Source organism: Paramicrobacterium salitolerans, assembly GCF_051513965.1.
In the GTDB taxonomy this organism is placed as follows: domain Bacteria; phylum Actinomycetota; class Actinomycetes; order Actinomycetales; family Microbacteriaceae; genus Paramicrobacterium.
Window position 1 is genome coordinate 2,654,155 of the sequence record NZ_CP195847.1, and the last position, 14,902, is coordinate 2,669,056.

General features: G+C 66.3%; 14 protein-coding genes and 3 pseudogenes. 10 read left to right on the plus strand and 7 right to left on the minus strand.

Annotated elements, in window-relative coordinates; all coding sequences use genetic code 11:
• Positions 1-64: 64 nt before the first annotated feature.
• Both ACSAGD_RS12810 and ACSAGD_RS12815 read left to right on the plus strand, forming a co-directional pair.
• Positions 65-313 (plus strand): annotated as a pseudogene (locus tag ACSAGD_RS12810) (LLM class flavin-dependent oxidoreductase); the annotation flags it as partial.
• Between the two features lie 205 nt (positions 314-518).
• On the plus strand, positions 519-1,490 hold the full coding sequence (locus tag ACSAGD_RS12815; protein WP_211350532.1) for a phosphotransferase family protein: 972 nt from the start codon (positions 519-521) through the stop codon (positions 1,488-1,490).
• Positions 1,491-1,580: 90 nt separating this feature from the next.
• On the opposite strand, the gene ACSAGD_RS12820 is transcribed toward ACSAGD_RS12815, so the two are convergent.
• The 7 genes and pseudogenes from ACSAGD_RS12820 to ACSAGD_RS12850 form a co-directional block, all read right to left on the minus strand.
• Positions 1,581-2,444, minus strand: coding sequence for a hypothetical protein (locus ACSAGD_RS12820; protein ID WP_425325820.1), 864 nt, complete (start codon positions 2,442-2,444; stop codon positions 1,581-1,583).
• 460 nt (positions 2,445-2,904) lie between these two features.
• Positions 2,905-3,318 (minus strand): annotated as a pseudogene (locus ACSAGD_RS12825) (relaxase/mobilization nuclease domain-containing protein); the annotation flags it as partial.
• Positions 3,315-3,905: a hypothetical protein gene (locus ACSAGD_RS12830; protein WP_141783622.1), complete on the minus strand. Its 591-nt coding sequence runs from the start codon at positions 3,903-3,905 to the stop codon at positions 3,315-3,317. The pseudogene ACSAGD_RS12825 and the gene ACSAGD_RS12830, both read right to left, overlap by 4 nt.
• The gene (locus ACSAGD_RS12835) at positions 3,902-6,154 is read right to left on the minus strand and encodes an RNA helicase (RefSeq protein WP_437583158.1); all 2,253 of its coding nucleotides are present in this window, start codon (positions 6,152-6,154) and stop codon (positions 3,902-3,904) included. The genes ACSAGD_RS12830 and ACSAGD_RS12835 overlap by 4 nt, the downstream gene beginning before the upstream one ends.
• On the minus strand, positions 6,154-6,402 hold the full coding sequence (locus ACSAGD_RS12840) for a hypothetical protein (RefSeq protein ID WP_141783623.1): 249 nt from the start codon (positions 6,400-6,402) through the stop codon (positions 6,154-6,156). Before ACSAGD_RS12840 ends, ACSAGD_RS12835 begins: the two co-directional genes overlap by 1 nt.
• A complete protein-coding gene (locus tag ACSAGD_RS12845) occupies positions 6,399-6,614 on the minus strand; it encodes a hypothetical protein (protein WP_141783624.1) in 216 nt (71 codons plus the stop codon). The genes ACSAGD_RS12840 and ACSAGD_RS12845 overlap by 4 nt, the downstream gene beginning before the upstream one ends.
• A 178-nt stretch (positions 6,615-6,792) precedes the next feature.
• Positions 6,793-8,169, minus strand: a complete 1,377-nt coding sequence (locus tag ACSAGD_RS12850) for a recombinase family protein (protein WP_425490010.1) — start codon at positions 8,167-8,169, stop codon at positions 6,793-6,795.
• A gap of 92 nt (positions 8,170-8,261) precedes the next feature.
• On the opposite strand from ACSAGD_RS12850, the pseudogene ACSAGD_RS12855 reads away from it, so the two are divergent.
• The 8 genes and pseudogenes from ACSAGD_RS12855 to ACSAGD_RS12890 form a co-directional block, all read left to right on the plus strand.
• Positions 8,262-9,080, plus strand: a pseudogene (locus ACSAGD_RS12855) (LLM class flavin-dependent oxidoreductase); the annotation flags it as partial.
• Positions 9,081-9,119: 39 nt separating this feature from the next.
• Positions 9,120-9,308, plus strand: coding sequence for a hypothetical protein (locus ACSAGD_RS12860; protein WP_437583159.1), 189 nt, complete (start codon positions 9,120-9,122; stop codon positions 9,306-9,308).
• A gap of 207 nt (positions 9,309-9,515) precedes the next feature.
• The gene (locus tag ACSAGD_RS12865; RefSeq protein ID WP_437583160.1) at positions 9,516-9,764 is read left to right on the plus strand and encodes a hypothetical protein; all 249 of its coding nucleotides are present in this window, start codon (positions 9,516-9,518) and stop codon (positions 9,762-9,764) included.
• 76 nt (positions 9,765-9,840) lie between these two features.
• Positions 9,841-10,149 (plus strand): antibiotic biosynthesis monooxygenase family protein, encoded by a 309-nt coding sequence (locus ACSAGD_RS12870; protein WP_437583161.1) that lies wholly within the window; start codon positions 9,841-9,843, stop codon positions 10,147-10,149.
• 148 nt (positions 10,150-10,297) lie between these two features.
• Complete coding sequence (locus tag ACSAGD_RS12875) at positions 10,298-12,025, plus strand: carbon starvation CstA family protein (RefSeq protein ID WP_437583162.1); 1,728 nt, start codon at positions 10,298-10,300, stop codon at positions 12,023-12,025.
• Positions 12,026-12,029: 4 nt separating this feature from the next.
• Positions 12,030-12,326, plus strand: coding sequence for a cory-CC-star protein (locus ACSAGD_RS12880; protein ID WP_437583163.1), 297 nt, complete (start codon positions 12,030-12,032; stop codon positions 12,324-12,326).
• A complete protein-coding gene (locus tag ACSAGD_RS12885; protein WP_437583164.1) occupies positions 12,317-13,294 on the plus strand; it encodes an ArsA family ATPase in 978 nt (325 codons plus the stop codon). The genes ACSAGD_RS12880 and ACSAGD_RS12885 overlap by 10 nt, the downstream gene beginning before the upstream one ends.
• 105 nt (positions 13,295-13,399) lie before the next feature.
• Positions 13,400-14,893: an FAD-dependent oxidoreductase gene (locus ACSAGD_RS12890; protein WP_437583165.1), complete on the plus strand. Its 1,494-nt coding sequence runs from the start codon at positions 13,400-13,402 to the stop codon at positions 14,891-14,893.
• The last annotated feature ends 9 nt before the right edge of the window (positions 14,894-14,902 follow it).

Genomic DNA, 14,902 nt, shown 5'->3' on the forward strand with positions numbered 1-14,902 from the left:
TGCTACGGGGCGGCAGCGTTCAGCAGGCGGGAATAGTCCGCGGCCTCCGGGTGCTTGCCCAGGTATGAAACGCATCGGTTTTCTCTCGTTCGGGCACTACCAGGCAGTGCCTGGCTCACGCGTCCGCACAGCCGCGGACGCTCTTCAGCAGACGATCGAGCTCGCGGTCGCCGCGGATGAGCTCGGCGTCGACGGCGCCTACGTACGCGTTCACCACTTCGCGCCGCAGCTGGCATCGCCGTTTCCGCTGCTCTCAGCGATTGCGGCGCGCACGCGCAACATCGAGATGGGCACCGGCGTCATCGACATGCGCTAGCGCATATCTCTGCTGTAACACCGGCTATCGGACTGGCTTCGCATCCTTCTCCACCTGTAACGACAACATCAGCTTCGGTAATCGCTCGGGGTCAGCATCGTACGTAGGTGCACCCTCATTGAGAGGTCGTCGACTTGGGGGGCAGGTTCCGCTCACCGCGTTCAGTGCCAGCAGAACCCTACGTCCTGGACTCTGATTTGAGATGATGGATGGCATGGATGATGGAGACTCTGGTGCCCCGCTGGAAGTGATGGATCGACTCATCGCGGCTTCAGGCTTGCCTGCTCCTGTCTCAGTCCAAACGATTGACAGCGACGGCAATGGGCTAGACAACAGGCTGATGAGGGCCGAATTGACCGATGGCCGCATGGTAGTCATGCGGCAGAGCCGAGTGGCTACCACGTCACCGCGTCGGCGAGTCGACTTCCTGCGCGCCAACGGCATCAACACACCGAAGCTCTTTGCATCTGATGACGCTGGAGCCGCACTTTGGGAGTACATCTCCGGTCAAACACTGGCCGATTCAGTCGCGAACGGTACAGCGGACCGCACGGCATGGCGAAGGACCGGTGCTGCCCTGGCCGAATTGCACGCCGTCACATTTCCCGCCTCACTTGAGGGAACAATCGATGCAGATTCTTTGAGCCTACGAACTACCGATCCGGTCGAGAGTTTGCTCGACAACCTCGCTGCTAGCGGTCCATGGGTCGAGAAGCATCGTCCGCGACTGCGCGGTGCTCTCGAACACGTGAGGTGCTTTATCGCTGACCGGGCGACTCAGATCCGTACCGCCCGACCGAGCGTGCTTCATGGCGACGTCAACCTGCTGAACATCGTCGTCAACGAAGACGAAGCGCGGCTGATCGACTGGGATTTCCCACGTGTTGGCCAGCCCCTGGCCGAACTCTCCGCACTTGATGAGCACGCTTACCTCCACGGACTCGACGGTCTCCCTTCTTCGTTCTTCGAGGGGTACGACCGCCCCGTGCCTCGTGACCTGCTCCTGGCCTACCGAATCGTCGGATGCATCGGATGGCTCGCCAGTGGTGACTGGGAGGAGTGGGACCGTGCTCCAGAGCTCCCAGACGCGGCTCGGTCGCGCTTGGACAAGTGGCACCAGCGTCTACTCGACTGGTCGATTGGAATACCCGAGGTAATCACTACGCTCCGGTGATCAAGACTAGCCATCTGAATGACATAGGCCCAGGTCGAGCCACTCGAGCTCGCCTTCTTGGCTCACGCTGCACAGCAGGAGAAGCGCCAGTCACCCGCGCCCCCGCCAGGTCTCTACGAGGCCGGCGACCCAGCGGGCGGACGCGAAGAGCCCGTAGCCGGCCCCGGCGATGCCCACGGCGACCACGAGCCAGCGCCCGATGCCGAGCCACACGCTCCCGTCCACGTCCAGCGCCCACTGCGTGCCTGTGATGAGCCCGGCGATGCCCATCCAGAGCCCGGCGACGACCACGGCGACCGGCAGGAGGGCGAGGCACATCGCGGCGGCGGCACTCCAGAGCTGACGCGCTTCGAGCTTCGCTGTGGCGGCGATGATCCGCTCGGCCCAGGCGTTCGAGGCGTCGAGCTTCGCCGTGACGACCTGTCCTGCCTCCCCGGCGACCTGCTCGACGGCCTTCGCGACCCGATCCTCGGTCCGTTTCTCGATGCGCTGCACCGCGCCGCCGACCTGGCCCACGAGCTTCTGGTTCGCAGCCGCCTGCGCCTTGAGCCCGTCAATCGCCGAGGCCGTAGCCGCGTGATTCTTCTGCGCTTCGGCGATCAAACTCTGCGAGGCGGCGCTCAGCCGCTTCCCGTCGAGACTCTTCACGAACTCGCTGAGCGTGCTCTCGATCTCGCTCAGCCTGCTCTCGACGCTCTCGATCTGCGGAGGCATGCCGACGGACTGCTGCGAGGTCGACGCCCGGTCGATGCGCTTCGCCAGCTCCTCGTCCATGACCTTCACGAAGCCCGCCAGCTTCTTCTGCTGCTCGGCCAGCCGGTCGATCCTCGCGTTCTGCGCCTCGACGGCGGCGAGGATCGAGGTCAAGGTCTCCATCATGTCCGGACTGCCAAGCTGCTGCGGCGATCCGCTCTGCTCGTTCTGCTGCTTCAGCCTGTCGAGCGCTGCGCTCATGTTCCTGCTCCTTCTGCTGCTGGTGGTAGTCGAAGAACGCCTGCGCGCCCTCCGGCGTGAAATCTGCCGAGAGTGCGCTCGTGCGCTTGCGGCGCTCGGCGCGCCCGGACTCGCCCCTGCGGTCCTCGATGTAGAGCGTCCAGGTCTCCTTGCCGACGTTCTTCCCGCGCTTGCTCACGGCGGTGTGCAGCCGCATCCGCGGCACCCGGTCGCCGTCATCGCCGAGCTGCTGGTTCTGCTCCGCGATCACCGCTTCGAGACCGGCCTTGTCCGTCGCGCGGGGATCCGCCAGGGCGGCACTCATCCGGTCGCCCATCTCGCGGTCGAGGCCACCCTCAGCGAAGTCCTCGCGGCGCAGCTCCCAGTCCTTCGGCGCGTGCTCCAGCCGCTTCACGACCGAGAGCCCGTGCTCGCGCATCAGCTCATCGTTCGCCGTCTGCACGCCCTTCTGGTTCCCGGCCTTGCGGTCGTGGAACGTCCGGTAGTCCGAAAGGGCCCTACCCGTCTCGTTGTTGTGGTTGATGACGAGGACGTGGTTGTGGGCCTTGCCGCCGCGACCATCGGTGTGGGTGACCACGAGGCAGTCGGAGCGCGGGTGCATCTTCTTCGCGAACTGGTAGCCCAGATCGTTCACCCGCTGCACGTCCTCCGGCCTCGTCGGGTCGAACTCCTCGTCGCTGAACGACTGGCGGTAGTGCAGCGCCTCGACATCCCGCTTGGTGTTCTGCGTGAGTGCCTGGGCGCGGCGCGCGAACGCGCCGGGGCCTCCCGGCACGTCGCACGTGACCGCGACCCCACGCTCGTCCCCCTTGCCTCGGATGTAGCGCTCCGTATCGGCGGCGCTGGCGCTCGGGCTGTAGTGCGTGGTGCTCATGAGGCCGTCCGATCCCCGAGCAGCTCGCGGACCTCGCGCAGCAGCTCGATCAGCTCGGGCACTTCCGCAGAGAGCGCCACGGGCTCACCGGCTCGTGCGCGGCGGTCGAGGTCGTTGACGTTGATCGCGAGCGGGCGCACCTTAGCGGCCAGCTCGCGGGCATCCGCCGAGGCCTGCACGTGCGCCTCGACCCCGAGCAGGTGCGCGGCCACTGCGGCGTCCAGTTCCTCGCTCCGAGAGGCATGGAGCGCATCACGCACGACGGTCCGCACCCACGTGCTCGGAGCCAGTCCGAGCCGCTTCGCACGAGTGCGAAGCGCCCCGAGCGTGGCGTCATCGAAGCGGGTATCGAGCCGCCCGCCGCTGCCACGACGACGCTTCGCGCCGCCGTGACTCTGGCGCACAGCCTCCGCATCAGCCCGACCGGTGTTCACCTGGGAGTCGGCCTGCTGCTCCACCTGTACGCCAGAGTGGCAAGCAGTAGCCCCGTCGGACACATCGCTGGCGCTCGTGTCCTCCGGAGCTGCTTGCGAGGGGCCTCCGGCCCCCTCGACCCCCTGGAAGAGCGCGTCCAGTTCGGTGCTCATCGCGCACCTCCCACGACCAGCAGACCGCCGTTCGCGCGAAGGCGCGCAACCTTCGCATCGAGCGCCTTCTGCTTTGCCTCAACACGGCGCTGGCGCTCGTCCTCGGAAAGCGCCGGGCACTCGTCACCGTGCCGCGCGTAGACGCCCGCCTGCGGGGTAGCACAGGTGCAGAGCCTCAGCTCGCGGTTGTGCTCCTCCAGCTCGGCGAGCCGCTTGCGCTGCTGCTGCTCGACGATCTCCCGGTCACGCTTCGCAGCCTCTTCGGCGGCGGAGATCTCCTCAGCACTCGGCTGGATCGGCTGACCGACTCCGGCGAACTCCGCGAACAGATCGTCTCCGTCGATCGCGTCCAGCTTGGGGCGGGCGATCCGGTCGTGCTGCTCCACGATCGGCGCGACCGTGCGCGCCTCGATCTCCCCGCGAACGCGCTGCCGCTCCGCCGTGTCCTTGATCGCCTTGCACCTGCGTGCCAGCAGCTCCAGATCCTGGCGCATATGCTCGTACCGCTCGTAGCTCTGGTACTCGCGGGTGCCATTAAGCACGCCGGAGTTCACGAAGATCGAGAACTCGCGCTCGGCGACCGGGATGATCACCGGGAAGCGGCGGAATCCCTGCCCGAGGTTCTCCGCTTCGTGCTTGACCCGCACGCCGCCCTGCATCGACTCGTACTCACCCGCCAGGCCGCGGAGGAACTCCTCGTAGCCCTCCGGCCCCGTCACGATGTTCACCCGGTTGATCAGCTGCGTCTTCGAGCCCTTGATGTTCACGATCGGCTTCTCGTCCGGCTCGCGCCACGGGCCGAGGATGCGGAAGAGCATGCCGCGGCTCTTCGCCGTGCGGATCATGTCGCCGACGCGCATGTCCTCCCAGATCACCACCGGCTCGCCGTCGTACCCCTCCCACGAAACGTTCTCGCCGCCTACCTTGAAGTATGGCTTGTCCGCCCCTGGAGCCAGGGCGCGAGCGAGCGCCTTCGCGAGCAAGTCCTTGCCCGTGCCGCCCTCGCCGAACACGTAGAAGTTCATGACCGACTCCGGCGCGTCCTGGTACGAGAGGAAGTCGCCGCGCAACTTCTGGAAGTGCGCCAGGTTGCCCTTCGCGAAGTAGATCGCGGGCTCCTGATCACGGACCTGCTTCAGTGTCAGCGAGCCCTTGCCCACAGCCTGGAAGAGCTTGCTGAGCTTCGCGCCACCGCCACCCTCAGCGGCATTGCGGCGCATCGCCATGTGCGCATCCAGCTCCCGGCCGAAGTCGAAGTTCGCGACGATCCGCCCCCGGCCGTACTGGTACTTACCGGGCTTGCCCTCCTGCGTCTTGTCCACGAGGTAGTGCCGATCCGACTGGTGGATACCGGGGATGGCGTCCTTCCCGCGCGACTCATGCGGCAGGTACTCGCTGAGGTCGAAGAACGCCTTCTCCGCAGCGCCGCGGCCCTTGTGCTCGGTTCCGTCCTGCTCCGCGGTCTCCTTCTGCGGCTTCACGCGAGCCGAGGGAATCGAGAACGCATCGGAGACCGTGCGGATCGTGGGGCGCGGACCCTCCGCGTCGGCGACCCACAGCACCATGTGCGCGTGCAGGCCCTTGATTCCGCAGCACACCGTCTCGCCGGTGCCTTCGTCCACCTCGACCAGGCGGTCATGCGGGTGCCACACGTAGGCCCAGCGATGCAGGCGATCGCCCAGCACCGCGAGCCCCTCGTCGAGCTGCTCCTGCGTGAGCATGACCTCGCCGGTCTCCGGGTGCTCGCGGTACTGCATCACCGAGAACACCCGCGACTGCATCCGGGCGCGCTTCACCTGCTCCGCGCTCTCCGCAGCCTTCGCACGGGCGAAGAACTCCTTCGCCTCGGCGACCTGCGCGGGCGTGGACTCGACAACGAAGGGCTCTACCTCATCGCTGGGATCGGCCCCCGGCACGTCCAGCTCGGCATAGTCCACGACTGCAACTGCGGTGGGCGCCTGTGCAGCCGTTTCCGAAACGGATGCGCGGCCACCCAAGGAGGGCCGCGCATGCTGATCGGCGTTGGTTCCCAGGTCAGAGGTGAGATCAGTGGTCGTGCTGGAGGCGTCGAACTTGATCGTTGCAGCCGTATAGCCGTTTCCTGCGAAATCTTGCTCGGCTGCACGAACGTGGTTCCCGTCGTCCGAATTGGCGACGGGCAGCCCGGCTCCGCCGGGTGCCAGGCCAGGCCCTCCGGGCGGGGTCAGGTCGGCGGGAGCGGTGCTGCTGGTGCGATCCGTGAGACTCATCAGCGCTCACCGCCCTTGCGGTAGCGCTTGATGACGGCCTGGTGGGTGACGCCGAGGGCGTCGCCGATCTTCGCCCAAGTCACGCCCTCGGTGCGGGCGCCGGCGACAGCGATCTCGACGGCCTCTTCCAACACGGAGCGAAGCACGCCGAGGTCGTAGAGGCGAGCCTCGGTATCGGCGAGGGAAGGGTCTCCCTGACGCCAGCGGAACGCATCGACGTGATCGAAGGCGGCAGTGTTGGCGCTCATCGGGCACCACCCATCACGGCGGCGACCGCGGCGCGCTGGCGCGGGGTCAGCGGGGTGCGGGCCAGTCGCTGACCAGCTACGCGGCCAGCTTCGCGAGCGGCTACGACTGCGGGGTCGAGGCCGTGGGCCTTCTTGGCGGGTGCGGTGCTCCGGTCAGGAACGGAGCAGTGGGGCGCAGATGCGCGAGAAGAGTCGATAACGACGGTAGACACTGGAAGTCCTCATGCTTGAACCTCCGGTTCCCCGCCACGGTAGTTGGGCTGTTTGACCGGCTGCTCATCCGGGAGTAGTACCGCCAGCTTCTAAGTCTGGCCCCCGGTGGGATCTTCTTGTCTGCAACCATTCTCCCATGACTCGACTCACCATTGCAATGATGAGTCGAGTCATGAGTCAGTCGCGTCTCGGCTCGATCCGAATGAGGTCGGGGTCGAACTTCACGTGACCAGGAACGATGGGCTCGATCGTCACCGTCACCAGCTCATCCACGAGCATCCGGCGGCGGTCCACGTCCAACGCCTTCCACTTCGACTCGACCACCTCGCGGCGTTCCGCGGTGCCGACCGGCTCGTCCACCTCCGCGAGCAGCTTCGCCGCCACCGACACCGAGCGGTCGAGCAGCTCCGCGTCGATCTCGTCGATGCGTGCCTTCACGTCGTTGATCGCCGCCGTGATCTCCAGGACCGGCTGGTGGATGTCGCGCAGCAGCGGACTCAGCTCCTTCACGCGTTCGACCAGGGCGTTCCGCTCAGTCAGCAGTTCTTCGCGGTCGGGCCCGGCGTCTTCCTGGGGCATCACGAGGTCGTGCACGTCCACCGAGGACAGACGGGTGAGCACCGCCTCGGCGACCATCGCATCGACGGGCTCGCGCTGGCGGGTCAGGTGGAACTTTTCGCCGCAGCGGTACGTCGGGTGCTTGCGGCTGTTCGTCCCCGAGACGAGCGTCGCGCCGCACTTCCCACACAGTCCGATCGTGGACAGAAGGTACTTCGGCTGATTGCCCTGCCTCGCCGACCTCCGCACATTGTCCTCCAGCTTCGCCACCGCGGCCCGCCACGTCTGCTCGCTCACGATGGGCGGGAACATCCCGTCCTGCACCGGGTACAGCTCGCCCGAGGCGTAGTGCTTGATGTAGCCAGCGTATTGCGGATTCGCCAGCAGGTAGCGCACGGCATCGACGGAGAACTCCGACCCGCGGGCAGTGCGGTGACCAGCGCGGTTCAGGTCCTCGCGGATGCGGCGGATCGACAGCGACGGCTCACCGAGGAACGCATCGAACGCCCGCCGAACGGCCTCAGCCTCATCCTCGATCAGTTCACCCTCCCTCGTCCAGCCGAATGCCTTCCACGTGGACGCCGGGATGCCCTCGGCTCGGCGACGCTCGTTCGACCTGATCTGACGTTCAGCCTTGCGCCGTGCCTCGAACCGGGCCAACGCGGCGAGCATCGTCGCCCGGAACTCGCCGTCGGCCGTAGAGAGGTCGATCTCGCCGTCCACCGTGACGACCCTCAGGCCGAGGTCGATCAGCGTGTTCAGATCCTTCGTGCTGCGCAGCAGCCGGTCCATGTCCACCGCGACCACCATCGAGAACCGGCCAGCCTTGGCGTCCTCCAGCATCTCGGCCCAGCGCGTGCCAGCACGGCGCTTCTTCGTCGCCGACACTGCGTTATCCTCGTAGACCTCGACCACATTCCAGTCCTTGGCCTCGGCGAGCGCCCTGATCTTCCGCAGTTGCGTATCGACCGTCCAGCGGTCGCCCTTGCGGTCCATGGAGGCGCGGACGTATGCCGCCACCTCGTTCGTCTTCCTCAGCGCTACCAGTTCGACCATGTAACCAAGCTTACGCGAACGAGTGTTTCAACCTCGATATGCACTACGAGAACCCGCTGTACATGGCCGAGGAGGCCGCGGCGACCGACCTCATCAGCGGCGGCCGCCTGCAGCTCGGCATCAGCCGGGGCTCACCTGAGCACGCGGACCGGGGCTTCGAGTCCTTCGGCTACGTGACGCCCGACGGCCTTGAAGACGCCGAATACGCACGCCGCAAGACCGAGGTGTTTCGCGACGCCATCGCTGGAGCCGGAATGGCGAAAGCAAACCCGCAGATGGCCGGCCACACCGGCGCACTTGCGATCGAGCCACGCTCGCCCGGCCTCGAGAAGCGCATCTGGTGGGGTTCGGGCACACGCGGAACCGCGGCGTGGACCGGCGCACAAGGCATGAACCTCATGAGTTCGACTCTGCTCACCGAAGACACCGGGGTGCCCTTCGACGAGTTGCAGGCCGAGCAGATCGAGGTCTTCCGTCAGGCTTGGAAGGATGCCGGTCACGACGGCGAGCCGCGCGTCTCGGTGAGCCGCAGCATCATGCCCCTCGTCTCCGAGGAGGACAACCGCTATTTCGGACTTCGCGCGCAGGCGGAAAGTGCCGACCAGGTGGGCGTCATCGACAACAGCATCGCGCGGTTCGGCAAGAGCTACATCGGCGAGCCAGACCGTCTTGTGCGTGAGTTGAAAGAGGATGCCGCGATCGCAGCCGCTGACACGCTGCTGCTCACCGTGCCCAACCAGCTCGGTGTTGCTTTTTGTGTTCATATCTTGGAGTCGTTCGCGAAGCATGTAGCGCCCTCGCTCGGGTGGAAGCCCAATTGGGAGGGCCCCGTGCAGGGAGACGCGATCTGAGCGAGCTGGTCGAAGCGCTTGGTTGATAGACTCGCGTTCATGAAGACCAACTGGACGCTGCTACTGACCTCAGTACTCCTTCTTGGTGGCTTCTTCCTCGTGCGCAGCACCGAGGAGTTCTTGCAAGGTCTCGGGTATGCCTTCATCTTGGGGGCATGCGCCGTCCAGCTCCGCTACATCCTGAAGTCGATCAGTACCTATCGGAAGCGTCAGGTCACGGAAAGCTGATCTGGCTGGAGCCCGAGCCGCTCCGCTGAGATGCACCGAGTACTGGCACCTCGTCATGTCGAGGGCTCCCACCCAGCTCGGTGTTGACGACAACGGCGCTCCTCGAGAGCGTGCTGACGTACGTCGCGCCCGAACTCGGCTGGCGTTAGCCGTACGGAGGTTGCATGGCATCGGCTCGTCAGCTCAGAAAGCACGGTGGTCGATCAGGTGACTGATTCAGAGAACAGGAATGCGGCCGATGCGGATGCCGCCCGCTCTCCAGATGCGCGGCTGCTGTTCTGGCTGAAGGTTCCGTATGCCGCCGATGTCGTCCTCCTGATCATCGGAGTCGCGTTCCTCCTCGCCGAGAATCCGATCGGCTGGTGGGTTCTCGTCTTCGCGGCGGTGCGGGCGATCGTCGGAACCATCGCACTGTTCTGGATCTATCCACGGATGCGCCGCCGCCCGAAGAAGTGAGTTCGGCAATCACGATGCTGGAATATGCACGGTCACACAGCTTCACGAGCATCCCGCTCACTCGTAGGCTGAGGACATGGCTGTTGTGAAGATCAATGCGATTCGCGTTCCTGAAGAAGCCCACGCCGAGTTCGAGCGTCGCTTCGCCAATCGTGCCGGCACCATCGACAGTTCACCGGGGTTCCTCGGGTTCGAGATGTTGCGCCCCGTCGCGGGAGACGACCGGTACTTCATCGTCACCCGCTGGGAGGACGACGCAGCTTACGAAACGTGGCGCGACGGCAGTGCGCGAGCGGCCCACAAGGGAGAGCAGGGCAAGCCGGTCTTCTCCGAAGCGAACGTGCTCGAATTCGAGGTCGTGCTCGACGTCAAACCGAAGCCCTGAGCAGAGCCGAAAAACGTGAAAAACCGCGAGAACTAGCGCAACTCGCGCACACAGGACTTTCACAGTTTTCTGATATCCTCGACGGTACAGCGAACCACGCTGCCTTCCTTGCATTGCAACGGTGCATTCTCTGAAAGGGGAGAACTCCATGGGTTCCCTGGTTCTCATGCTCGTCGGACTCGCGATGTTCGTCGTCGGCTACCTCGTGTACTCGAAGTACCTGTCGAAACGCGTGTACAAACTCGATGCGAGCTTCAAGACGCCGTCTCACGAACTGAATGACGGTGTCGACTACGTTCCGACCAACAAGTACATCCTCTGGGGTCACCACTTCACGTCGGTCGCCGGCGCTGCCCCCATCGTCGGCCCCGCTATCGCGGTCATCTGGGGCTGGGTCCCCGCGTTCCTCTGGGTGACACTGGGAACAGTCTTCTTCGCGGGTATGCACGACCTCGGAGCACTCTGGGCCTCCGCCCGCAACAAGGGCCGCTCCATCGGCGCACTCTCCGCGCGCTACATCGGCAAGCGCGGCGCAAACCTGTTCCTCGTCGTCATCTTCCTGCTGCTGCTTATGGTGATCGCGGCGTTCGCCGTCGTCATCAAGAACCTGCTGATCAGCACGCCCACCGCGGTCATTCCGACCTGGGGCGCGATCGGCGTCGCGCTGCTCGTCGGTGTCGCGGTCTACCGTCTGCGTTGGAATCTCATTCCCGTGACCGTCGTCGGCGTCGTGCTGCTCTACGCGCTGATCGTGCTCGGCAGCTCGGTTCCTGTCGTTCTGCCCGATCCGTTCCTCGGCATGAGCCCTGCGACATTCTGGATCGTGACGCTCTTCGTCTACGGTGCGATCGCCTCGCTTCTGCCCGTGTGGGTGCTGCTGCAGCCGCGCGACTACATCAACGGAGTGCAGCTCTTCGTCGGGCTCATCCTGCTGTTCGGCTCGGTGCTTCTGGCGACGCTGTTCTCGGCCGTCAAGCCCGACATCGTGGCACCGGCCTTCAACACGGCAGTTCCCGAGGGAACCCCGAGCCTCGTGCCGCTGCTCTTCGTCACCATCGCGTGCGGCGCCATCTCCGGCTTCCACGGCATGGTCTCGTCGGGCACCAGCTCGAAGCAGCTCGACAAGGAGACCGACGCACGGTTCGTCGGCTACTTCGGCGCCGTCGGTGAGGGCCTGCTCTCGCTCGGAACGATTCTCGCGGTCATCGGCGGCATCAAGTCGGTCGCGGACTGGGAGGAGATCTACAGTTCGTTCGGCGCGGGCGGTGTCGACGCGTTTGTGAAGGGCGGCGGCGCTCTCATGGAGAACGGCATCGGCCTTCCGGCATCCCTCAGTGCCACCGTGCTGGCGACCATGGCGGTGCTCTTCGCGGCTACCACCATGGACACCGGTATGCGTCTGCTGCGCTTCGTCGTGCAGGAGGCCGGCGAAGTCATCAAGGTGAAGATCAGCAAGTTCCCCGCCACGCTCGTCGTCGTCGTCGTCGGACTCGGTCTCACCTTCTCGCAGGGTCTCGGCGGTGAGGGCGGCCTGCGAATCTGGCCGCTGTTCGGCACTACGAACCAGCTCATGGCATCGCTGACACTGTCGATCGTCGCGGTGATGCTGATCCGCAAGCGGCGCAACCCGCTGCCGGCGATCATTCCACTCGTGCTCGTGTTCGTACTGTCGTTCTGGGCGGCGATCGATCAGCTGGTCAGCTTCACGAACCCGGGCGACCCCGACTGGCTGCTCTTCGCGCTCGACGTGATCATCATCGTCGCGAGCGTCTGGGTCGGCATCGAAGCCGTGCTGGCGATGCGCCGCGCGGCCAAGGAGCCACCGGAGCCAGAGAACGAGGATGCCGAGCTGCAAGCCGTCCGCGAGGACGTCTGACCGCATGTCGGCATCCAGGTCACGGTCCCAGCGCCGGGAGGAGCTCTCCCGGCGCTGGGCCGCTTTGCGCGAGGGCCTGCAGGAGTTCTACGTCGGCCCGTACCGGCAGATGCTGCACCGCGAGAAGCGCGATGAGGACGACCTGTTTCTGATCGCCGTACTGGGCGAGGTGCTCGGCGTCCCCGACCCGGCGGCGTACTACACCGCGGAGCTCATGCCCGCCGTGTGGGAGGACTTCCACGCGTGGCACCGCCGCATCGGCATCCCTCGCTCACCCCTGGACCACATCGCATGCTGCTGACTCTCGCACGCGAGCGCCGCGCCCTCTTCGTCGGCGGCAAGGGCGGCGTCGGCAAGACCACGGTGTCATCGACCCTCGCCCTCGCACGCGCGCGCGACGGCGGTCGCGTTCTGCTGGTCTCGACAGACCCGGCACACAATCTCGGTCACATCTGGGACACCACGCTCTCCAACGAGCGCACCCGCGTGGCCACCGCCGACCAGGGGTATGTGGATGCCGTCGAGATCGAGCCGCACGCCACCATCGATCGGCACTTCGCCGCCGTCGAGGGGACGATGATGAGGATGCTCCCGGAGCGGCTGCACCGCTCGGCCAAGCAGCACCTCGAACTGGCGAAGACCGCGCCCGGCAGCCACGAATCGGCGGTGCTGGAGCGGGTCGCCGAGCTTCTCGACCTCGGCCTCAGCGACTACGACCTTGTGATCTTCGACACCGCTCCATCCGGACACACGCTGCACCTGCTCGCGCTCCCCGAACGCCTCACCGGCTGGACGGAGTCTCTGCTCGCGAGCCGCTCCCGCTCGGAGCGCTTCTCTGCCGCCGCTCGCGGACTCGTCGGCCGTTCAGAAGACGAGACCGAGCAGGATGCCGAGCTGCGACGCACCCTCGTCGCCCGGAGGAACCGCTTCGCCCGCATGCGCTCCGCGATCGGCGACAGTGCGGCGACGGGCTTCCTCATCGTGACGCTCGCCGAGAAGCTCCCCGTCGCGGAGTCCCTCGACGTCGCCCAGCAGCTGAGCGACCTCGGCATGACGCTCGCCGCACTCGTCGTCAACCGCCGCTCCCCCGCCGACGCTGGCGCGCTGCTCGCCGAGCGCCGCGAGCGCGAAGAGCGCTACGTCACCGAGCTCGCACAGGCGCTGCCGGATGTGCCGCTCGTGCAGCTTCCGCTGGTGTCGCGCGAGCTCGTGGGCGAAGACGCGGTCGCCGAGCTCGCGAGCATCCTCACTGCGTCACCCGCGAGTTGAAGCGCTTCTGCTGCGCGCCGTCAAGGGGTTGCCGCGCCTGACGTGCACAACGTCGACTGGAGAGACGACGAACGATCAGCGAAGCCTCACGAACGGTGAAACGACATGACCTCTCTCTGGTTGGCACGACACAGCTCCATCGAAGGCGACGCACTCTGTGAGGAGCGGCCCACGGTCGACGAGATCGTGGTGGGCGCCGGCCTCACGGGGCTCATCACGGCGGTTCTCCTCGCCCGCGAGGGCCGCCGCGTCACCGTGCTCGAGGCGCGCACCATCGCGGGGCTTACAACGGGCAACTCGACCGCGAAGCTGACGGTGCTCCAGGGAGCCCGACTGCAGCAGGTGCGGCACCGCACGAGCAGGCGCATCGCCGAGGCCTACCTGCGGGCGAACCAGGCAGGGCAGACATGGATGCTCGACAACCTCGAGGCTCTCGGGGTGGACGTTCAGAGGCGGACCGCTCTCAGCTACGCCACAACGGTCGAGGGCACGAAGACTCTCGAGCGCGAGTTCCAGGTCGCCCGCGAACTCGGGTTGCCCGTGCGGCACGTCGCCGACCCTGATCTTCCGTTCCCCACGCGGTCCGCCATCGCTCTCGACGATCAGGCTCAGTTCGATCCGGTCGCCGTCGCGCTCTCCTTCGCCGATGAGCTGCGCAGCCTCGGCGGCACCATTCGCGAGAACGTCCGCGTCTTCGGCGCGCGCGCCACGTCTCCTGCCCGTGTTCGCACGACCGCGGGTGAGTTCACCGCACAGAACATCGTGCTCGCAACCGGAACGCCGATTCTCGATCGCGGGCTCTACTTCGCCAAGCTCGAGGCCCACCGGTCGTACGCCGCGAGCTACCGGGTGCCGGGGCTCAAGCCTCTTCCCATGTGCGTGAGCGTTGACGAGCCCGGCCGGTCTGTCCGCACAGCGCCCGACGAGGACGGCGAGCAGCTGATCGTCGGCGGCGGCGGTCACGTCGTCGGACGGCATCCCTCACCGAGATCATGCCTCGCGGAGGTCGACGACTGGGCGTGGTGCCACTGGCCGGGGGCTGAGCGCACGCACGTCTGGAGCGCGCAGGACTACGAGGCACCGCACGGGGTCCCTTTCGTCGGGCGCTTGCCTCGCGGGCGCGGCCGCATTCTGCTCGCCACCGGGTACGACAAGTGGGGCATGACGAACGCGGTGCAGTGTGCGCTCACGCTCAGCGGGACGATTCTCGGCGGTCTCCCGGACTGGGCGCGAACCCTGCACCATCGGATCACCGGCCCCGTCGCCCTGGCGCGCGGACTTCAGATGCAGGCGGGCGTCGCAAAGCACTACCTCGGCGGGTACGCGCGGGCGCTGCGGCCGCTGCCCGAGCCCGGAGAGGGACGCGGCGTCGTGGGGCGGCGCGGGACTCGCCTCGTCGGTTCGTCACGCATCGGCGACGAGAGAGTCGACGTGTCGCCGATCTGCACGCACCTCGGCGCGATCGTCACGTGGAACGACGAAGACCAGTGGTGGGACTGTCCCGCCCACGGCTCCCGCTTCGATGCGGGCGGATGCCGCCTTGAGGGGCCGGCGTGCCGGAACCTGAAACGCCTCGACTCCGGTCGTGCTCTACCGTAAAAGGTGGAG